Source organism: Saccharothrix sp. DSM 118769 (assembly GCF_052936295.1).
On the sequence record NZ_CP193627.1, the window covers coordinates 4,147,715 to 4,167,246 of the forward strand.

A 19,532-nucleotide genomic window follows, 5' to 3' on the forward strand; every position below is an offset into this window, starting at 1 on the left:
TGGCGCGGGTCAGGCGGGGAGGCGCCAGACCTGGTTGGTGCCGGCGAAGCAGTCCCAGAGCTGGAGGCGCGTGCCGTCCGCCGAGCTGGGGCCGGTGGCGTCCAGGCAGCGCCCGGACGCCGGGTTGCGCAGGGTGCCGTTGGACTGGGCCTGCCAGACCTGCGCGCCGCTGCCGTTGCAGTCCCACAGCTGCACGGGGGTGCCGTTGGCGGTGCCGGCGCTGGTGACGTCCATGCACTTGCCGAGGGCGCGCAGGGTGCTGTCGGTGCCGACGGTCCACGTCTGCGCGGCGGTGCCGTTGCACGTCCACAGCTGCACGGCGGTGCCGTTCGCGCTGTTCGCGCTCGCGACGTCGACGCACTTGCCGTCGATGCCGGTGACGGCGCCGGTGCGGCCGACCGGCGGGTTGGGGTTCGTGCCGCCCGCGGCCTCGAAGATGGCGTTGAGCAGGGACGTGCTGCCGGTGGTGTCCTGCGACAGCTCCCAGTTCATGATGCCGCCCGCGTTGGCGACCGCCCACTGGGTCTTGCGGCGGATGGTCGGCAGGCCGTTGTAGCACTGCTGCACGCCGCCGACGGTGACGCAGTCGCGGTTGGCGTTGGCCGGGTCCATCGCCACGAGCTGGGCGTAGGTGTAGTAGTTGGGGCGGCTGTAGAACGGCACGCCCAGCACGGTCTTGGCGGCGGGCAGGCCGCGGCCCTTCCAGTAGTTCGCGCTGGCGATGGACCAGTCGTAGTTGGCGTGCGGGGTGCCGCCGTCGTAGGCCATGATGTTGAGCCAGTCGACGTGGTTGAACACGGCGGTCTGCACGCCCTCGGCGGTGCCGCCGCCGGAGACGACCGCGGCGGTGAGGAGCTTGCCGCGGCTGCGCATGGCGGTGCTGAGCTGGCCCATCAGGGCGGTGAAGTTGGTGGCCGAGGTGCCCGGGTCCGGGTACTCCCAGTCGATGTCGACGCCGTCCAGGCCGTACTGGTTGACGACGTTGACGACGCTGTTGACGAACGTCGTGCGGCTGGTGGCGTTGCCGGCCAGGGCCTCGAACGCCGAGTCGTCGCCGTCGTTCCAGCCGCCGATGGCCAGGGAGACCTTGACGCCGTTGGCGTGGGCCCGGGTCACCAGCGCGGAGAGCTTGCCGGTGTCCGGGATGGCCTGGAGCGTGCCGTTGCCGTTGGGGAGGGCGAACGAGTAGTTGACGTGGGTGAGCTTGCCGTACTGGACGGCGTTGACGTCGCCCGCCCAGGACGGCAGGTAGCCGACGCTCTTGAAGCCGGCGGGCAGCGCCGCCTGGGCGGTGGGCGCGGTGGCGACGGCGACGGTCAGGCTCGTCGCCGCGGCGGCCAGGACGAGGCCCGCGGCGCCCCACCTGGAGGTGCGCCGGGGTGTTGCCGATGACTGCATGGACGTTCCCTTCGGAGGACTCGTGCCCATGGCGTCGCTCGTCCGCCGTCGTCCGCGCGGACGGGGTCGCGCGGGGGCGGTCGAGCACGCGGGGGTGCAGGGTCGCGAGGTGCAGGGTGCAGGGTGCAGGGGCGCGGGGTCGCGTCCTGCCGTGCGGAGGCGGCGATCCGCGCGGGGGGCGGACGCGGTGCGGGGGCCGGTGCTACGGCCGGGTCGTGCTCGCGTGGCGGGGTGACGTGACGCCGTGGACGGCGTTCATCGTCGTGCGTGTGTCTTCATCGACACGTCCCTTCACTACGGGCGGCAGCCGAGCCAGACCTTACTGGAGGGCTTGATTCAAGTCACGATAAAAGTGCTCCGGAGTGGTTCGGACCCTTCGCGGTCGTTGACCGGGTCGTCGGGCGGCGGCTATGAAGAGCACGTCCACGGGGGGTGGGCCGCGACGCCCCCGACCACGGTCCCGGAAGGTCCACCCGGCATGAGAAGACGTCTCGCGGCCCTCGGCGTCGCCGTGTCCTGCGCCGCCGCCCTCGCCGCAGCACCGGCCGCCGCAGCACCGGCCGCCGCAGCACCGGCCTCCGCAGCGGCGGCCGCCACAGCACCGGCCGCCACAGCACCGGCCGCCACAGCACCGGCCGCCACAGCACCGGCCGCCACAGCACCGGCCGCCACAGCACCGGCCTCCGCAGCGGCGGCGGCGTTCACGGCGGAGTTCGGCCAGGAGTCCACGTGGAGCACCGGCTACGGCGGCCGGTTCACGCTCACCAACACCGGTGACGCGGAGAGCACCGGCTGGGTCGTCGAGTTCGACCTCCCGGCCGGCTCGACCGTGGGCAACTCCTGGAACGCCGTGCTCACCCGCGACGGGCGGCGCCACCGGTTCGCCAACGCCGCGTTCAACGGCCGCGTCGCACCCGGCGGCACGGTGGGCTTCGGGTTCACCGTCACCGGCCTGGGCACGCCCGTCGCCTGCGCGGTGAACGGCGTGCCGTGCGGCGGCGTGCCGCGGCCCGACACGTCCCCGCCGACCCCGCCGACCGGCCTGCGCGTCACGGCGGTGACCGCCGGCTCCACGTCGCTGGCCTGGACCGCGTCGACCGACGACGTCGGCGTCACCGGCTACGAGGTGCTCTCCGGCGGCGCGCTGGTCGCCACGGTCACCACCCCGTCGGCGACCGTGGGCGGCCTGCTGCCGGGCACGGCCCACACCTTCACCGCGCGGGCGCGGGACGCGGCGGGCAACACCTCCCCGGCGAGCGCCGCCGTCACCGCGACCACCGCCCCCGCCGGCGCGGTCGTGGACGTCGCGACCGCGGCGCAGTTGCGGGAGGCGCTGGCGGCGGCCTCGCCGGGCCAGACCATCCGGATGGCGCCGGGCACCTACCGCGGCTCGTTCACCGCCACCCGGCCCGGCACCGCCGCCGCGCCCATCACGCTGACCGGCGCGGGCGCCGTGCTGGTCAACGACGGCCCGTCCGGCAGCGGCCCGAGCTGCCCCGCGCCCACCCCGGGCTGGGACCCCGGCTACGGCCTGTGGCTGCACGGCGCGCCGCACTGGAACCTCGTCGGGTTCACCGTGCGGGAGTCCAAGAAGGGCATCGTCGTCGACGACTCCCACCACGCCGTGCTCGACGGCGTGACGGTGACCCGGGTGGACGAGGAGGGCGTGCACTTCCGGCGCTCGTCCGCCGACGGCGTGCTGCGCGGGTCCACGATCACCGACACCGGCCTGGTGCAGCCCGGGTACGGGGAGGGCGTCTACATCGGGTCGGCGGGTTCCAACTGGGATTGCCACGGGAACACCGGCGGCGTCGACCGCAGCGACCGCGTGCAGGTGGTGGGCAACCGCATCGGCCCCGGCGTCGCCGCCGAGCCCGTCGACGTGAAGGAGGGCACGTTCGACGGCGTGGTCCGGGGCAACGCGTTCGACGGGACCGGCGTCTCCGGCCAGAATTCCGCCGACTCGTGGATCGACGTCAAGGGCGTCGGCTACCTCATCGAGGACAACACCGGCACCTTCGGCGGACCCGGCCCGTTCGCCAACGGCTACGAGACGCACAACCCCGTCACCACGCCGTCGTTCCCGAACGGGTGCGGCAACACGTGGCGCGGCAACCGCTCCGACCTGGGCGGGGTGGGGCAGTACGCGATCCGGGTCACGTCGACCTCGAAGTGCGCCGGGCGGCTGAACGTCGTGCACGCGTCGAACACCGTGACGGGGGCGGTGGTCGGCCTGACGAACATCGCCGTCACCCCCTGACGGCCTGCCCGGCCGCTGCGCCGACCGTGTCGACGGCGTGGTTCCGGCGCTTCGGGGAACACGGGCGGATACCGTTGTCCCGATGTTGCCTGATGCCCTGGAGCGCGCATGGGACTTCGGCGGGGTGCGCTGGTCGCGGTCGAGGTGGTGCTCGTATTCCTGGCGGGTCTGGCGATCAACGCGGCGAGTGACCAGCTGCCCGGCTGGATGGGTGAACCGCGGGTGGTTTGGCCTGTCCTCCTGCTCGTGCTCTGCCTCACGCTCACCACGACCTTGCGGGGGCGGCCGGCGGAGCCGGGACTGCCGCAGGTTTGGAGCGTCCCCGCGCGCAACCCGAACTTCACCGGACGGGCCGCCGAACAGCGGTGGGTGTTCCACCGGCTGAAGCGGCACCGGAAGGTCGCCGTGTACGCGATGCGCGGAATGGGCGGCGTCGGCAAGACCCAAGTGGCGATCGAGTATTGCCACCGGTGGGCCAACCGGTACAGGGCCGTGTGGTGGATCGAGGCCGAGGACTCGACTCTCGTCCCCGGTCAGGTGGTACTCCTCGGGAACGCGATGGGGATGGTGTTGCCCAGCAGCACCGAAGAAGCCGTCGGTACCGTGCTGTCGGAGCTGAGGCGCCGCCGTGACTGGTTGCTGGTCTTCGACAACGCCGAGACCGTCGCCGCGGTCCGCCCGTACCTGCCCTCGGGGCGAGGACACGTGCTGGTGACGACCCGCCGCGCGGGGTTCGAGGCAATCGCCTCGGTACTCGACCTGGACACCTTTGAACGCGAGGATTCCACGGCCCTCCTCCGGGGGCGATTACCCGAGATCTCCCCGGAACGAGCCGATGAGTTGGCCGCCCTGCTGGAGGACCTGCCACTGGCCCTGGAACAGGCAGCCGCGTACCTCCGGCAGACCGCCGTCCCCTTGCCGGAGTACCTGAGCTGGTTGCGCGCCAGCCTCGATGTCGTCGCCACCCGTGGTCGGGACGTGCACCGCGGTCCGGAGCACGACAAGCTCGCCACCCTGTGGGAACCCCCGTTGCGGCGCATCGCGGAGGAGCACCTCGCGGCCGCGCAGCTCCTGGAGATCTGCGCCTACCTCGGCTCCGACGCGATCCCGCTCGACCTGTTCACCGGGAACGCGGTGTCCGGGAACGCCGTGTCGTTGCCATCCCCGTTGGACGTGGCGGTGAAGGACCCGCACGGCGGCTTCGCGGACGCGGTCGGCGTTCTCGTGGACTACTCACTGCTGAGGCGTGTGAACGGCGACCTCCTGATCCACCGCATGGTACGTCTGGCTGTGCGCGTGCGGACAGCGACCGCTCTGAGCCCTTCAGGCGCGTTGCGCCCCTTGGACAGCGCCGGGAACCTCCTCGTAGCGGACCTGCGCACCAGACCGCCCCGGTTGGCAGGGGCGTGGCCAAGGTGGCGGCAGTTGCTCTCCCACGTCCTGGTCTACGGTGAATTCGACGCTGATCCGACCACGCGCGGCTGGTTGCTCCGCAGGGCCGGTGCCTACCTGCTCGAAACCGGGCAGCTGAACGACGCCCGGCTGATCCTCGAACGCGCGCTCCGGATCAGTGAGGCCGCCTACGGGCCCCGCGGACCGGAAGTGGCCGTGCACCTCAGTGACCTGGCGGTCGTGCTGACCGAGTCGGGACGACCGGGAGAAGCTCGACAGCTGCTCCAGCGAGCCTTGACGATCACCGAGAACGCCTGCGGACCCCATCATCCGGCCGTGGCTGTCCGGATGAACAACCTCGGCATCGCCCTGCACGAGTCAGGTCTCACCGCTGAGGCGTTTCCCCTGATCCAGCGCGCTCTTGCCATCACCGAGGCCGAGTACGGACCGGAACACCCGGTTGTCGCGCTCCGCCTGAACAACCTCGGAGTCGTCATCCGCGGTCTTTTCCCGAACCGGACGGACGAGGCCGTGACCCTGCACCGGCGTGCCCTGGGGATCGTCGAGGCCGTTCGACCACCGGGTCACCCCGATGTCGCATCGGCGATGAACCACCTCGGTGCGGCCCTGCTCGACCTGGGACGTCCGCTCGAGGCCCGTGGCCTGTTGGGGAAGGCGCTCGAGATCGCCGAGGCGGTGCACGGTCGGGACCACCCGGAGGTCGCGACCGTGCAGACGAGCCTGGCGATGGCCTTGCGCATGCTGCACAGCCCCGCCGACAACAGGTTGCTGCTCGAAGCGCGGGAGTTGCTGGAGCGTGCGCTCGCGAGCAGTGGGTCGGTCTACGGCGGTGACCATCCCGTTATCGCAACGCGGTTGGACAACCTGGGGCTCGTGCTGCGCGAACTGGGGCAGTTCGACCGTGTCCAGGCCCTTTTTCGGGGGAGGAGGCACGGGCGAGCCCTGTACGAGCAGGCAAGGTCCCTCCACGAACGAGCACTGGTGATCACCGAAGCTGCTTGTGGCCCCGGCCACCCGGACGTGGCCAAGCGCCTGAACAGTCTGGCTGGTGCGTGGCGCGACCTCGGTCGGCTGGACAGGGCGATCCCGCTGCTGGAACGCGCCCTGGCGATCACCGTCGGTGTGTTCGGTCCTGATCACCGCGATGCGGCGGCGAGGTTGACCGAACTCGGTCGCGCGTTGAGCGATGTCGGGCGGCAGGACGAGGGGAAGCGGTTGATCACCCACGCCTGGGCGGTGCGGGAGCGCCTCGCTCGTGAGGCCCTTGAGCCGCTCGACGGCGGTTCGTGATGAGGTGTGGTGCCAGGGGCGGGGGGAAGTGTCCCCCCGCCCGGCGGGGCGGCTACCCGAAGGTGACGACCAGGCGGCCGTCCGAGGCGTAGGACCAGTTCAGCGCGCCGGCGTAGGAGGCGCACCGGGAGCCGTTCGCGCCGGCCCAGAACTGGTTGGTGGCGTCGACGTTCCCGATCGTCCGGTCGTTCGCGCCGCTGCCGCTGCGGCACGACGTGTTGCCGCGGAACACCGAGCTGCCACCGTCGAAGGTGAAGTTGCGCTCGGCGTTGTCGATGCTCACGTTGTCCGAGATCGTCATGGCGCCGAGGTTGCGGTTGTAGGTGAAGCCGTGCTTGCCGTTGTCGTAGGCGATGTTGCGGCGGATGACGTGGTTCACGCCGATGTCCTCGCCGCCGAGCTTGTAGCCGTTGCGGTCGCCGTTGCCCGCCTGGCCGCCGTTGCTCAGCGTGCCGTTGCCGTACGCCAGCGAGTCCTCGATGGTCACCACGCCGATCGGGCCCGTGTCGGTCTTCGTGAACAGGTCCCAGCCGTCGTCGATGTTGTTGTGCGCCACGGCGTAGCGGAAGACGTTGCCGGGGCCGGAGGTCAGCTTCGCGGCGAAGCCGTCGGCGTCCTCGCCGTCCGAGTCGGCGTTGTCGTGCGACTCGGCGCTGAGGATCAGGTTGTTGGCCGGCCACTGGTCCTTCGGCGTGGTGGAGAGCATCCGCGAGAGCTGGAGGCCGGTGTCGCGGTTGAAGCGCGTGATCGTGCGCTCGAAGACGTTGTTGCTGCCGCCCACGAAGATGCCGTTGTCGCCGGCGCGCTCGACCACGATGCCGCGCACGTGCCAGTAGTTGCCGTTCACGGCCAGGCCCCGGTTGGCCGGGTCCTCGGCCTGCGCCGAGAAGTTCAGCACCGGCGTCTCGCCCGGGTAGGCGAACAGGTCCGTGCGGTCGCTCGCGGTGCCGTTGTTGCCCTGCGGGATGGTCACCGTCTGCGCGAAGCGGTAGGTGCCGCCGCGCAGGTAGATGGTCTGGCCGGGGGTGACGCGGGCGATCGCGGAGGTGAGCGTCGTCGGGGCCGCCTCGGTCCCCGCGGCGCTGTCGGTGCCGTTCGGCGCGGCGTACAGCGCGGAGCCCGGCGGCAGGGTCGTGGTCGTGGTCGTCGTCGTGGTGGTCGACGTGGTCGTGCTCGTGGTGGTGCTCGTCGTCGTGGTGGTGGTCTGACCGCCGTCGGTCGGGGTGAGCGTCCACTGCTTGGTGGCCGCGCCGTCGCACGAGTTGGTCTGCACCGGGGCCCCGGCGGCGCCGGAGTTGTCCTTGACGTTCGCGCACTTGCCGCCGTTGGTGTCGACCACCCGGTAGTTGGCGCCGCTCGCGGTCACCGCCCAGGTCTGGCCGGCCGCACCCGTGCACGCCTGCTGCTGGATCGCCTTGCCCGCGCTGGTCGACCCGCCCTGCACGCCGACGCACAGGCCGCTGGCGACGGAGGTGATCCGGAACCCGCCGGCGACCGCCGTCAACGTCCACTTCTGGCCGGCCGTGCCGCCGCACGCCGCCTGCTGGAGCTGCACGCCCGCCGCCGAGGACGCGCCGGGCACGTCGAGGCAGTGCCCGCTGCCCGCGTTCTTCACCACGTACGTCCCCGCGCCGACCGCGGCGGAGGCAGGGGTGACGACCGGCCACGCCACGAGCGTGGCCGCCAGCGCGGCGGCGGAGGCGACGGCGAGCACCGCGGCGCGGCGACCGCCTGGTCGTGTCGCCCAGGTGACTGCGGGCTGCTCGGGCGTTGTCATGGGAACTCCACTTCCGAATGATTCCGGTGAGGCGTGCCGAACCGGTCCCGAGGGCGCGCGGAAGAAAGCGGCGGACTCGGGAATGCGCTACCGGCGTGAACGGGGAACTCGTTTCCCGTCGGATGCTAGGAGGTCGCCGACACCCGGTCAACGAGTCGTCCCGGCGAGGTGCGCCGGTATTGGTAGTCGAATCCCGTCGAACGACGAGGTCATCGCCCCCGGGGCTGTGGCCTGCGGCTTCGGTCGGGAATTCGGCCTGGTCACGCTTGTGAACGAATTGCCCGCTCGTCGGTCACATTCGTGAACAGGAAGGCGGTGTCGAGGGGTGTCGAAGCGTTTTTCCCGCCGCACTACCGGCCGGTAACCGAGCTGCGGGTGCGGCGGTGGACCGGACGCGGGGCGGGATGCCGATGTGGCCGCCGCGCGGTTGTGGCGGGCTGTCCGGCGACCGCCCGCCGGCAAGGGAGTGGAAGCGTTCCCGGAGGGCCGGTGAACCGCCGGTGATCCGTTCGGCGATGCCCCGGCGGTTCCTCGGGTGATCGCCGAACGGTGGTCCCGCCGGTGTCCGCACCCGATGGCCGTGGCCGGTGGTCGTGGTCGGTGGTCGCATCGCCCGCGAACCGGCGGCCGGTGTTGCCGGGGAAGGGGTGCGATCATCTCGCGCAAAGCGCGAACCGTTTTCACCCGATGGCTTGATCTTGACCATCACGCCCATTTCACACCACCCCTGACCTGCGGTTCCGCTTTTAGGTTAGGCTCTCCTAAATGTTTTCGTGTTGCGAGGCCGGGTAACCGGTGGCAACGTTCGCAAGGCCGAGAACTGTTGTCTGGAGGAAGCGGACATGACCACCACAGAAATGCCCGCCGTCAGCGAGTGCACCGTCACCGGCTGTTCGTACAACCACGACGGCTGTCACGCTTTCGCGATCACCGTCAGCGGTGAGAACGGGGCGGCCGACTGCGGCACCTTCATCCCGCTGGCGCGCAAGGGCGGACTGCCCAAGGTCGTCGCGCAGGTCGGCGCCTGCTCGCGGGTCGACTGCTCGTTCAACGCCAACATGGAGTGCACCGCGCCGGGCGGCGTGCGGGTCGGGCCCGGTGAGGGCGACCACGCCGCGAACTGCCTCACCTACACGCGAGGCTGACCCGCCGCGGCGTCGGGCCGCGACCGAGGGGCGCCGCACCGGTACGGGTGCGGCGCCCTCGTCGTGCGCGGTGCGACCAGGGGGACGCCGGAACCAATGCGGGCGAGTGCGGGAGGTGCCGTCCGCCCGGCCGGACGGCGGGTCGTCGCGGCGGCGGTGGCGCTCCAGGACCGGGCGGACGCGGTGATCCTCGGCTGCGCGCGGCCCGGCGAGACCTCGTGCGAGGTGGCCCGGCACGGCCGGGTGGTCGCGGGGCACTACAGCCGGCTCTCCGGCTGGGCCGCCGACCTGGCGGGGACCGGCCTCGGCCCACCCGCCCGCGAGCTGCGCGAACTGGAGGCGCGGCTGCGGGCGCGGGTGGGCCGCTCGACCGGTCAGGCCGGGGGTTCGGGGCGCTGAGCGCCGCTCAGGCCCAGTTCCTCGGCCTCCTCCGCGTCGGGCATCTCGGGGTCGCGCCACTCCTCGGCCCTGGTCGGGGTGCCCGAGCGGAGTTCGCCCTCCATCTCGTGCTTGAGCTGCTCGTCGACCTTCGGGCCGTGCTGGGTGCTTCCGCGCTCCACGGGTCCACCTCCGGTGTTCGTGCCGTCGAACGCGTGGTGTACCCGGCAGCGGGCGGGCCATGCCCCCGCCACCCCTTCCGGGTGGTCGCGCGCGGTCCCCGCGGCAGTGGGTGCCGCGGGGACCGCGCGACCGTCACCAGCCGGTCAGGCCGGCGCCGAACGGGTAGAGCGGGTTGCCGTAGGTGGTGGGCACGGGCTGTCCCGCGTCGATCCGGGCGCGGATCTCGGCCCGCTGGGCCGCGGTCGCGCCCAGGTCGTAGGGCACGTCCCACTGCTCCACCGCGTCGGCCGGGGTGTCGGTCCCGCCCGGCCGCAGGACGTCGGACAGGGCGCGGGGCAGCTGCCACGGCAGCCTGCCGCGCGGCGCGTAGTCGCCGAACAGCAGCGACGCCAGGGCCGGACCCATCTCCTCGCCGCCGCGGTAGGTGACGACCAGGGCGTCCGCCAGGTCGTGCCACTCGGTGATCACGTACGGCCTGGGCAGGACCAGGGCGACCACGACCGGGATGCCGCGCCGCTTGAAGTCCTGGATCAGGGCCAGCTGGTCCGGCGGCAGGTACGGCTGCTCCTTCACCCAGCTCGTGGCGTGCGTGTAGGACGGTTCGCCGACGGCCACGATCGCGAGCTTCGGCGACGGGTGGGTGTCCTTGTGGACGTTCACGCCCGCCTGCGCGGCTCTCGTCCGGATCGCCTCCAGCATGGTCTGCGACCCGTACTCCGCGTGGAAGAAGCTCGTCCAGATGCAGCACGCGGCCGGGTCGTCGGCCCGCGCACCCGCGACGACGACGTTGTCGCCCGCGTTGAGCCGCAGCGGCAGCACGCCGTTGTTCTTCAGCAGCGTCATCGACTCCCGCGACGCCTGGTTCGCCAGGGCCGCGTACTCGGGCTTGTGGAACCGGTACGGGCCGTTCACCGGGTCGCCGTACGGGTTCTCGAAGACGCCGAGCTTGAACTTCAGCCGCAGCACGCGGCGCACCGCGTCGTCGATGCGCGCCACCGGCACGCCCGCGGTGAACTGCGCGATCGAGTAGCCGGGCGCGCCCGGGTCCGCGCCGCCCATCACGTCCGACCCGGCGTTGGCCGCGCCGACCCAGTTGCCCGAGGGCAGCCAGTCGGTCGTGATCAGGCCCGTGTAGCCCAGGTTCTGCCGCAGGTAGGCGAGGATCTTGGCGCTGTCGCCCGCGCCGGGGCCGCCCGGGTCGAGCAGCGAGCTGCCCGCGTAGCCGGGCATGATGTTGACCGCGCCCGCCTCCATCGCCGCCCGGAACGGCGCGGTGTGGTACTTGATCGTCACGTTGTCGAACACGATCAGCGCCTCACCGCCCGCGCCCTCGCCCGGCCAGTGCTTGACGGTCGCCAGCACGGACGCCGGGTTCAGCTCCGGCCCGCCCTGCAAGCCCGCCACCAGCGCCCGGACCTGCGCGGAGGCGACCTCGGCGCTCTCGCCGTTGCCCTCCTGGATGCGCGGGTAGAGCACCTTCGTGCCCACCTCGGCCAGCGGCCCGAGGACGCCGCGCGTGCCGACCTCCAGCTGCTCGCGGCGCTGCATGTCGCCCAGCCTGTAGTCCAGCGGGTAGTTGCGGGCCGCGGCCAGGGCGCTCTGCAACGGGTACGTCGTCTTGTACCCGGCGATCGTGTCGCCCGCCGACACCGCCGGGATGCCCAGCCGCGTGCCGGACGAGCCGAGCAGGACGTTGTGCAGGTCCTGCGCCTCGGCGGGGCCGAAGTGCCAGCCCGAGCGCGGGAACACCTGGGCGTTGTAGAACATCTGGTACGCCTTCTCCTCGGTCGTCATGCGACCGAGGAGGTCGTTCACCCGCGTCTCCACGGGCTGCCGCCAGTCCTCGTACGGCTCGACCGCCCCGTTCCGGTTGAGGTCGCGGCTGCCGTTCACGGTGCGCACGCCGTCGTCGACGGTGGTCAGCGTCGGCAGGTACAGGCTGAACGTGCGGATGGCCGACGCGCTCGTCGCGCCCGAGCCGTCCACCGCCACGACGAACCACTTGTACGTCCAGCGGTCGGCGATGTCCCACGTCGGCGCGTAGCTCGTCCCGGTGGGTTCGGCGACCTTGGTGTAGAGGTCGATCAGGTTGCCGGAGGCGCTGAAGTCGTAGTCGGTGCGGCTGAGGTTGAGCCACACCTGGTAGCGGACCGCGCCGGGCACGGCCGCCCAGGAGAACGAGGGGCGGCGGGTGGTGGTGACCATCGCGTTGTCGGCCGGCGCGTTGAGCGCGAACCGGCCCGTGTTGGCCGGTGCGCGGGTGGGCGGCGACAGCAGCGGCGGGGTGCTCGCCGAGACGTCGACCGTGCCGAACACCTGGAACTCCCACAGCGACACGCCGTACCCGGTGGCCCGGGTGGTGGCGAACAGGCGCAGGTAGCGGCCCGTGCCGGACACGGCGAGCTGCTCGACGCCGCCCGCGCCCGTCGTGGTGGCGTGGACCTGAGTCCACGTCGTCGCGTCGTTCGAGGTCTCCAGGCGGTAGCCGCGCGCGTAGGCGCCCTCCCAGTTCAGCACGACCCGGTTGATCGTCGCGACGCCGCCGAAGTCGACGCGCAGCCACTGGTTGTCGGCGAACTGGCTGGACCAGCGGGTGTTCGTGCGGCCGTCCAGGGCCGCGGCGGGCGCGTTGCCGCCCTCCCAGGTGGAGGCGGTGACCTGCTTGTACTGCGAGATCGGCGTCCCGGTGGGCGGCGGGCCGCCCGTGGTGCCGTACACCTGGAACTCCCACAGCGAGTAGCCGTAGCCGGTGGCGCGGGCCGTGCCGAGCACCCGCACGTACCGGCCGCTGCCGCCGACCGCGAGGTCCTGCGTGCCGCCGGTGCCGTTCGTCGTGGTGTGCACGGTGGTCCACGCGGTGCCGTCGGCGGAGGTCTGCACCTGGAACGCGGTCGCGTGGGCGGACTCCCAGGACAGGACGACGCGGTCGAGCACTGCGGTCGCGCCGAGGTCCACCCGGAGCCACTGGGGGTCGCTGAACGCGCTGGACCAGCGGGTGTTCGCGTCGCCGTCGGTGGCGGCCGACGCGGGGGTGCCCGCGCCCTCGCTGGAGGAGGCGGTGGTGGGTCTGCCCTGGGACAGCAGGACGCCCGCCAGGGCGTCGGCCCTCGGGACGGCGAGCTGGCCGACGACCAGGGCGAGCAGGACGGCGAGCAGGGGCACGGCCCGGCGACGGTGCCGGGCGGGCGCAACGGACATGGCGACTCCAGCAGGGGGAGTGGGCGGGAGAGTCGGGAGAGCGCTCTCCCGAAGAAGTGGACTGCACCCGCCGCCGCGTCGTCAAGGGCGTCGCGGACCGGTTCTCCGGACGGGCGCGGCCCGTTCCGGCCGGTGCCGGTGCCGGCGCCTGTCCCGGACCGGTCGCGGGTCGCCGGCCATGGGTCGCCGGTCGCCGGTCGCGGGTCGTGGTCCGGCGGGGTTCCCCCCGGCGCGGCGACCGCGGGAAGGGCTGTGCGCCGGCCCTAGGATCGGGGTCCATGACGATCACCATCCCGGGTGTCGGCGACCTGCCACCGGTCGTCGACCACGTCCCCGCCGGGCTGTCCTGCTGGAGCACGGTCGACGCCGACACCCCGATCAGCGTCATCGTCGAGGAGCCGGCCACGGTGGAGGACCTGGACCTGCCGTTCATCGGGGGCGTGCTGGCCGACCGCGCCCGCTTCGAGGCGCTCGCCCACGCCGCCGTGGACGACGCCCTCCGCGACCGCCCCGGCTTCTCCGCGGACGCGGTCGCCGAGCCCGAGTTCACCTTCCACCCCGGCCGCGACTGGCTGATCCGCTTCACCCACGTCGCCGTGCGGGGCCTCGACGAACTGGGCGTCATGGTCCTGTTCCGGGGCGAGGAGGTGGTGGAGGTGGACGACCTCGCCGACGCCGACGACGTCGGCGACCCCGAGGACGGGTGACGGCGACGCGCCCGCGCGGTCCCCGGGGGCCGTAGCCTCTGGGCATGCCGGGACCGAGGAGCCGATCCGCGCTGATCGCGCGTCTGGTCAGCGAGCACCCCGGCAGCTCGCAGGGCGCGATCCTGGCCGAGCTGCGGCGCTGCCTGCTGGACGGCGTCGTGCCGCCGGGGACGGCGATCCCGCCCGCCGAGGTCGCCGCCGCGTTCGGGGTGAGCGCCATCCCGGTGCGCGAGGCGCTCAAGACGCTCATCGGCGAAGGGCTGGTCGAACACCGCCCCCACGCCGGGTACCGGGTCGCGATGCTCACCGCGCGCGAGCTGCACGAGGTCTACCTGGTGCGCGGCGTGCTGGAGACGGCGGCGCTGACCGCGGCGGTCGGGGAGGCCACCGAGGCCGACGACGAGGACGCGCGGACCGCCCACCGCGCGCTGGAGGACGCCGTGGCCTCCGGCGACGCCCGCGGGTACCACCGGGAGAGCAGGCGGTTCCACCTGGCGCTGGTGCGGCCGTGCGGGATGCGCCGGCTGCTCGGCATGTTCGAGTCGGCGTGGAACACGACCGAACCGCTGCAACCCATGGCGCACGTGCCCGCCGCCGACCGGGCCCGACTGCACCTCGACCACGGGGCGATGCTCACCGCGTTCCTCGCCCGCGACGCCGAGGCGCTCGTCGCCGCCGCGCGGGGCCACCACGAGCTGCTCCAGTCCTCGCTGGAGGCGCTGCCGCTGGACACCGGGCTGTTCGCGACCGGCGGCCGGGCCGGAAATATATGATTCGCGTGATGGCCGCGTAACAGCCCGCTCCTACTTTTGCCTCACCCCTCCCACGGTCCGAGGCAGGAGCGCCATGACGGAAGTGCTGCCCGTCGCGACGACGACGAAACCCGACTACGACCCGCGCCTCACCAACGACGACCTGGCCCCGCTCACCGAGCAGAAGTGGGGCACCTACAACATCTTCGCGTTCTGGATGTCCGATGTGCACAGCGTCGGCGGGTACGTGACGGCGGGCAGCCTGTTCCTGCTGGGCCTGAGCAGCTGGCAGGTGCTGGTGGCGCTGCTGGTGGGCATCGGGATCGTGCAGCTGTTCTGCAACCTGGTCGCCAAGCCCAGCCAGCAGACCGGCGTGCCGTACCCGGTGATCTGCCGCAGCGTGTTCGGCGTGAAGGGCGCGAACGTCCCGGCGATCATCCGCGGCCTGATCGCCGTCGCCTGGTACGGCATCCAGACCTACCTGGCGTCGGCGGCGCTGAACGTGGTGCTGCTCAAGCTGTTCCCCGGCCTCGTCCCGTACGCGGAGGTCGGTCAGCACGGGTTCCTCGGCCTGTCGGCGCTGGGCTGGTTCTCGTTCGCGGTGCTGTGGGTGGTGCAGGCGGCGGTGTTCTGGACCGGCATGGAGACCATCCGCCGGTTCATCGACTTCTGCGGACCGGCCGTGTACGTGGTGATGTTCGTGCTGGCCGGGTACCTGATCACCGAGGCGGGCTGGGGCGCGGTCGACCTGTCGCTCGGCGACGTGCGCCACTCCGGCCTCGACTCCGTGCCGGTGATGCTCGGCGCGGTCGCCCTGGTCGTGTCGTACTTCTCCGGGCCGATGCTGAACTTCGGCGACTTCTCCCGCTACGGCAGGTCGTTCGCGGCGGTCAAGCGCGGCAACCTGCTCGGCCTGCCGGTCAACTTCCTGGTGTTCTCGCTGCTGGTGGTGGTGACCGCGTCGTTGACCGTGCCGGTGTACGGCGAGCTGATCACCGACCCGGTGGCCACGGTCGCGCGGGTGGGCACGACGTTCGCGATCGTGCTGGGCGCGCTGACCTTCACCGTCGCCACCATCGGCATCAACATCGTCGCGAACTTCATCTCGCCCGCGTTCGACTTCTCCAACGTCAGCCCGCAGCGCGTCAGCTGGCGGGCGGGCGGCATGATCGCCGCCGTCGGCTCGGTGCTCATCACGCCGTGGAACCTCTACAACAACCCCGAGGTCATCCACTACACGCTGGAGGTGCTGGGCGCGTTCATCGGGCCGCTGTTCGGCGTGCTCATCGCGGGCCACTACCTCGTCTCCAAGCAGCGGGTGGACGTGGACGACCTGTTCACCATGTCCCCCACCGGCCGCTACTGGTTCCGCGGCGGCTACAACCCGTCCGCGATCACCGCCACCGCCGCCGGCGCGGTCGTCGCCGTGGTCCCCGTGCTGTGGACCGACGGGCCCGGGATGAGGACCACCGCCCAGTACAGCTGGTTCATCGGCATGGCGGTCGGGTTCGCGGTGCACGCGCTGCTGACCCGCCGGGCGCTCGCCGCGTCCGCCCGGAAGACGACGCGCGTGCCGTGAGGATCACGGTCGTCAACCCCAACACCAGCGCGGCGATGACCGAGGAGGTCGGGCGGGCGGCCCGCGCGGTCGCCGCGCCCACCACCACCGTGCGGGCCGTGTCGCCCGCGATGGGGCCCGCGTCGGTGGAGAGCCACTACGACGAGGCGCTCAGCGTGCCCGGCCTGCTCGCCGAGATCGCCTCGGCGGAGCGGGACGGGTGCGACGGGTACGTCATCGCGTGCTTCGGCGACCCCGGCCTGGACGCCGCCCGCGAGGTCGCCCGCGGCCCGGTGGTCGGCATCGCCGAGGCCGCGCTGCGCACCGCCACGCACCTCGGCCGGGGGTTCGCCGTCGTCACCACGCTCGCCCGGACCCGCGGGCGGGCGTGGGACCTCGTCGAGCGCTACGGCGTGACCCGGTTCTGCCGGGCCGTGCACGCCTGCGACGTGCCCGTCCTCGACCTGCACGCCGCGGCCGGGGTGGTGCTGGACGCGTGCCGGGCGGCGGTCGCCGACGACGGGGTGGACGCCGTCGTGCTCGGGTGCGCCGGGATGACGTCGCTGTGCGCGTCGATCTCGGCCGACATCGGGGTGCCCGTGGTGGACGGGGTGCAGGCGGCGACGCTGCTCGTGCAGTCCCTGGTGACCATGGGCCTGCGCACGGGCGACCGGTCCGAGTTCGCGCCGCCCGTGCCCAAGCCGTTCAGCGGCGTGCTGCGGCCGTTCGGGACGTGACGGTCGTGCCGGTCGTGCCGGTCGCGGTGGCCGTACCGGACGCGGTGGTCGCGTGCACGAACCGGTCCGGGCGCAGCACCACGACGTCCGTGCCGTGCTCGGCGAACCACGCGGCGAGCACGCCGTCCACGTCCTCCACGGTCGTGATGTCCCCGCCGTCGGGCGCGCCGGGCGGCACCACGCGCACGAACCGCGCCGCCGGGCCGCGCCAGCCGACCGCGGTGGCCACGTCCACCCCCGGCCCGACCACCGCGAACTCCGCGCCCAGCACGTCGTCCAGGGGCACGCGCGTGCCGCCGACCGCCACGTCGGGCTGCGGGAACATCGTGCCGACGGGGGCCCGGTGGCCGGGCAGCACGGGCCGCGGCTTGAACTCGAAGTGGCGGACCGCCCGCCGCACCCGGGGCACCACCTGGACCGCGAGCAGCACCGCGTCCCGGACCGCGGCGGCGAACCGGCTGCGCACCAGGAACACCCGACCCAGCCGCACGCTGGTGCGCGCCATCGCCTCGGTGTGCGGGCGGCGTTCGGCCTCGTAGCCGTCCAGCAGCGCGTCGTCGGCCTCGCCGCGCAGCACCTGCGCGACCCGCCAGGTCAGGTTCGCCGCGTCCCGCAGCCCGCTGCACAGGCCCTGCCCCAGGAACGGCGGCATCTGGTGCGCGGCGTCGCCCAGCAGGAACACCCGGCCGTCCCGCCAGCGCTCCGCCACCAGGTCGTGGAACGCGTAGACGACGGCACGGGTCACCGCGAACCGGTCCGGGTCCACGTACGGGGCGACCAGTTCCCGGATCGTCGCCGGGTCGGTCATCGCCCCCAGGTCCTCGCCGTCGCGGAGCATGAACTCCAACCGGTACGTGCCGCCCGCGCCCGGCGACACGAACGCGGGACGCCGCCAGTCGCACGCGAACCGGGTCGTGCCCACCCTGGTCGCGCCCGGCTCGACGTCGCCCGACACCGCCAGCCACGGTTCGGCGGACGACGAGCCGGTGAGCGCGATGCCCGCCGCCGCGCGGGTCGTGCTGCGGGCGCCGTCCGCGCCCAGCACGTACCGCGCCTCCACCTCGGAGTCCCGGCCGTCGTGGCGCAGGGTGAGGGTGACGCGGTCCTCGTGCTGCCGCAGGGCCACCAGCTCGGTGCCGGTGCGCAGCGCGACGTGCGGGAACCGGTCCAGGCCGCGCCTGAGCACCGCTTCGAGCGTCGGCTGGTCGAAGAAGTGCAGCGGTGCGGCGCCCAGGCCGAAGTCGACCTCGTCCAGCGCGATCTCGGCGAACGCGCGGCCCCGGGCGTTGACGTACTCGGCCCGGCGCGGCCGGTGCATGTGCTCCGCGACCTCGTCGCGCAGCCCCGCCTGCTGGTAGACGCGCAACGCCTCGTCGTCGCAGGAGAACGCGCGCGGTTGGCCGTGCGGCTCGGTGCCGCGCTCCACGACCAGTGTGCGCACGCCCCGCGCGCCCAGCAGGTTGGCGGTGAGCGCGCCGACCGGTCCGCAACCGACAACGACGACGTCGTACATGGTTTTCCCTCCGTGGGTGACTGCCTGCGGTCCATCGCAGCGGAGGGCTGTGGAGGTCGTGTGGAGGTGCTAAGCAGGTCGACGGAGGTTGTGTCTGTAACCCGTGCAGATCCCCTGCGAACGTAGGAAACCTCGTCGGGTTGGATCCGGTTACCACACCTGGAACAACCCGACGAGGCCACGACAAGTATGCGCCCGGCGCACATCTACGCCACCCTGACCCCCGCACAGCACCGCGACCTGGTCACAGCCCTGCACGGATCCCGGCGCGTCGCCGCCCGCATCGTCATGGTCCTGCTGTCCGCGTCCGGAATGACCGCGTCCGAGATCGCCCGGCTGCTGCACTACGACCCGGCCACGGTGCGCCGGTGGATCGCCCGCCACGCCCGCCACGGCCTGGCCGGACTGCCCGACCGGCCCCGCAGCGGACGCCCCCGCCTGGGCAGCCCCCGCCTCGGACAACGCATCCGCACCCTGCTGACCACCCCGAAGGCCTGGACCACCGCCCGCCTCTGGCGAGCCGCCGGACGACCCGCGATGAGCCTGGCCACCTTCCGCCGCCGCATCCGGGAACAGGCCCGCTGGTGCCGTCCCCGCCTGATCGCCAAAGGCGACCCCGACCACGACCCGATCTGCGCCGACATCCGCGACCGCATCACCGCACTCCCGCCCGGGTCGGTGGTCCTGGCCGAGGACGAGACCCACATCGACCTGCTGCCCAGGGTCCGCGCCACCTGGATGCCCACCGGCCTGCGACACCGCATCCCCACCCCCGGCACCAACCGCCGTCGCACCGTGCACGGCGCGATCGACCTCGCCACCGGCGCCTTCCACCACCACGTCTCGGTCAAGAACGTCTCCGTGGTGTTCTGCTACTTCCTCGACCTGCTGCTCACCGCCCACCCCGACGCCCCGGTCGTGGCCGTCGTCTGCGACAACGGCTCCACCCACCACAGCGGCATCACCCGACGATGGCTCGCGGAACACCCCCGACTGATGTTGATCGAGGGCGCGAAGTACAGCCCGCAGGACAACCCCGTCGAACGCGTGTGGGCCGGCCTCAAACACCGGATCGCCAACACCGCACCCGCCACCATGGCCGACCGCGTCCGACAAACCCACGCCTACTTCCGCAACCGCACCGACGACCAGACGCTCGCCACCGCTGCACCCTGGACCTCACCCTGGCTACCCGAGGGTTACGGACAACACTTCTGATCAGG

Annotated in this window: 14 protein-coding genes; 9 read left to right on the forward strand and 5 right to left on the reverse strand. The window is 72.5% G+C overall.

Translation table 11 applies throughout. From position 1 onward, the window contains the following. Positions 1-9: 9 nt before the first annotated feature. Entirely contained in the window at positions 10-1,398 is a 1,389-nt protein-coding gene (locus ACRAKJ_RS18125) for a glycosyl hydrolase family 18 protein (protein WP_438926595.1), read from the reverse strand. Between the two features lie 478 nt (positions 1,399-1,876). Between ACRAKJ_RS18125 and ACRAKJ_RS18130 the strand changes: the two genes are divergently transcribed. Next, entirely contained in the window at positions 1,877-3,658 is a 1,782-nt protein-coding gene (locus ACRAKJ_RS18130) for a cellulose binding domain-containing protein (protein WP_438926594.1), read from the forward strand. Between the two features lie 108 nt (positions 3,659-3,766). Then, positions 3,767-6,361, forward strand: coding sequence for an FxSxx-COOH system tetratricopeptide repeat protein (gene fxsT, locus ACRAKJ_RS18135; RefSeq protein ID WP_438926593.1), 2,595 nt, complete (start codon positions 3,767-3,769; stop codon positions 6,359-6,361). Between the two features lie 52 nt (positions 6,362-6,413). On the opposite strand, the gene ACRAKJ_RS18140 is transcribed toward fxsT, so the two are convergent. After that, positions 6,414-8,138, reverse strand: coding sequence for an RICIN domain-containing protein (locus ACRAKJ_RS18140; protein WP_438926592.1), 1,725 nt, complete (start codon positions 8,136-8,138; stop codon positions 6,414-6,416). Between the two features lie 842 nt (positions 8,139-8,980). Here ACRAKJ_RS18140 and ACRAKJ_RS18145 point away from each other — a divergent pair. Beyond that, positions 8,981-9,283 (forward strand): DUF1540 domain-containing protein, encoded by a 303-nt coding sequence (locus tag ACRAKJ_RS18145; RefSeq protein WP_438926591.1) that lies wholly within the window; start codon positions 8,981-8,983, stop codon positions 9,281-9,283. Between the two features lie 96 nt (positions 9,284-9,379). Further along, a complete protein-coding gene (locus tag ACRAKJ_RS18150; RefSeq protein ID WP_438926590.1) occupies positions 9,380-9,682 on the forward strand; it encodes a hypothetical protein in 303 nt (100 codons plus the stop codon). Here ACRAKJ_RS18150 and ACRAKJ_RS18155 read toward each other — a convergent pair. Next, positions 9,658-9,843 carry a hypothetical protein gene (locus ACRAKJ_RS18155; RefSeq protein WP_438926589.1) on the reverse strand — a complete coding sequence of 62 codons (186 nt, stop codon included), beginning with the start codon at positions 9,841-9,843 and terminating at the stop codon, positions 9,658-9,660. The two genes, ACRAKJ_RS18150 and ACRAKJ_RS18155, sit on opposite strands and share 25 nt — an antisense overlap. Positions 9,844-9,976: 133 nt before the next feature. Further along, entirely contained in the window at positions 9,977-13,042 is a 3,066-nt protein-coding gene (locus ACRAKJ_RS18160; RefSeq protein ID WP_447009047.1) for a discoidin domain-containing protein, read from the reverse strand. Positions 13,043-13,320: 278 nt separating this feature from the next. Here ACRAKJ_RS18160 and ACRAKJ_RS18165 point away from each other — a divergent pair, with 278 nt between their 5' ends. The 4 genes from ACRAKJ_RS18165 to ACRAKJ_RS18180 all read left to right on the forward strand — a co-directional run bounded on the left by ACRAKJ_RS18165 (position 13,321) and on the right by ACRAKJ_RS18180 (position 16,796). Beyond that, entirely contained in the window at positions 13,321-13,749 is a 429-nt protein-coding gene (locus ACRAKJ_RS18165; protein ID WP_438926719.1) for a hypothetical protein, read from the forward strand. A 44-nt stretch (positions 13,750-13,793) separates the two neighbouring features. Continuing rightward, entirely contained in the window at positions 13,794-14,522 is a 729-nt protein-coding gene (locus tag ACRAKJ_RS18170) for an FCD domain-containing protein (RefSeq protein ID WP_438926720.1), read from the forward strand. 73 nt (positions 14,523-14,595) lie between these two features. Continuing rightward, positions 14,596-16,080, forward strand: coding sequence for an NCS1 family nucleobase:cation symporter-1 (locus ACRAKJ_RS18175; RefSeq protein ID WP_438926721.1), 1,485 nt, complete (start codon positions 14,596-14,598; stop codon positions 16,078-16,080). Then, positions 16,077-16,796 (forward strand): aspartate/glutamate racemase family protein, encoded by a 720-nt coding sequence (locus ACRAKJ_RS18180; protein ID WP_438926722.1) that lies wholly within the window; start codon positions 16,077-16,079, stop codon positions 16,794-16,796. Before ACRAKJ_RS18175 ends, ACRAKJ_RS18180 begins: the two co-directional genes overlap by 4 nt. On the opposite strand, the gene ACRAKJ_RS18185 is transcribed toward ACRAKJ_RS18180, so the two are convergent. After that, a complete protein-coding gene (locus tag ACRAKJ_RS18185) occupies positions 16,765-18,309 on the reverse strand; it encodes a bifunctional 3-(3-hydroxy-phenyl)propionate/3-hydroxycinnamic acid hydroxylase (RefSeq protein WP_438926723.1) in 1,545 nt (514 codons plus the stop codon). The two genes, ACRAKJ_RS18180 and ACRAKJ_RS18185, sit on opposite strands and share 32 nt — an antisense overlap. Before the next feature lie 189 nt (positions 18,310-18,498). Between ACRAKJ_RS18185 and ACRAKJ_RS18190 the strand changes: the two genes are divergently transcribed. Then, entirely contained in the window at positions 18,499-19,527 is a 1,029-nt protein-coding gene (locus ACRAKJ_RS18190) for an IS630 family transposase (protein WP_438927072.1), read from the forward strand. The last annotated feature ends 5 nt before the right edge of the window (positions 19,528-19,532 follow it).

What these genes read in the sequence shown, in the direction of transcription:
- ACRAKJ_RS18125 (WP_438926595.1), bottom strand. Translation starts at nt 1,398, where the DNA reads ATGCAGTCATCGGCAACACCCCGGCGCACCTCCAGGTGGGGCGCCGCG.
- ACRAKJ_RS18130 (WP_438926594.1), top strand. Translation starts at nt 1,877, where the DNA reads ATGAGAAGACGTCTCGCGGCCCTCGGCGTCGCCGTGTCCTGCGCCGCC.
- ACRAKJ_RS18150 (WP_438926590.1), top strand. Translation starts at nt 9,380, where the DNA reads ATGCGGGCGAGTGCGGGAGGTGCCGTCCGCCCGGCCGGACGGCGGGTC.
- ACRAKJ_RS18160 (WP_447009047.1), bottom strand. Translation starts at nt 13,042, where the DNA reads ATGTCCGTTGCGCCCGCCCGGCACCGTCGCCGGGCCGTGCCCCTGCTC.
- ACRAKJ_RS18190 (WP_438927072.1), top strand. Translation starts at nt 18,499, where the DNA reads ATGCGCCCGGCGCACATCTACGCCACCCTGACCCCCGCACAGCACCGC.
- fxsT (WP_438926593.1), top strand. Translation starts at nt 3,767, where the DNA reads ATGGGACTTCGGCGGGGTGCGCTGGTCGCGGTCGAGGTGGTGCTCGTA.
- ACRAKJ_RS18140 (WP_438926592.1), bottom strand. Translation starts at nt 8,138, where the DNA reads ATGACAACGCCCGAGCAGCCCGCAGTCACCTGGGCGACACGACCAGGC.
- ACRAKJ_RS18170 (WP_438926720.1), top strand. Translation starts at nt 13,794, where the DNA reads ATGCCGGGACCGAGGAGCCGATCCGCGCTGATCGCGCGTCTGGTCAGC.
- ACRAKJ_RS18185 (WP_438926723.1), bottom strand. Translation starts at nt 18,309, where the DNA reads ATGTACGACGTCGTCGTTGTCGGTTGCGGACCGGTCGGCGCGCTCACC.
- ACRAKJ_RS18165 (WP_438926719.1), top strand. Translation starts at nt 13,321, where the DNA reads ATGACGATCACCATCCCGGGTGTCGGCGACCTGCCACCGGTCGTCGAC.
- ACRAKJ_RS18145 (WP_438926591.1), top strand. Translation starts at nt 8,981, where the DNA reads ATGACCACCACAGAAATGCCCGCCGTCAGCGAGTGCACCGTCACCGGC.
- ACRAKJ_RS18175 (WP_438926721.1), top strand. Translation starts at nt 14,596, where the DNA reads ATGACGGAAGTGCTGCCCGTCGCGACGACGACGAAACCCGACTACGAC.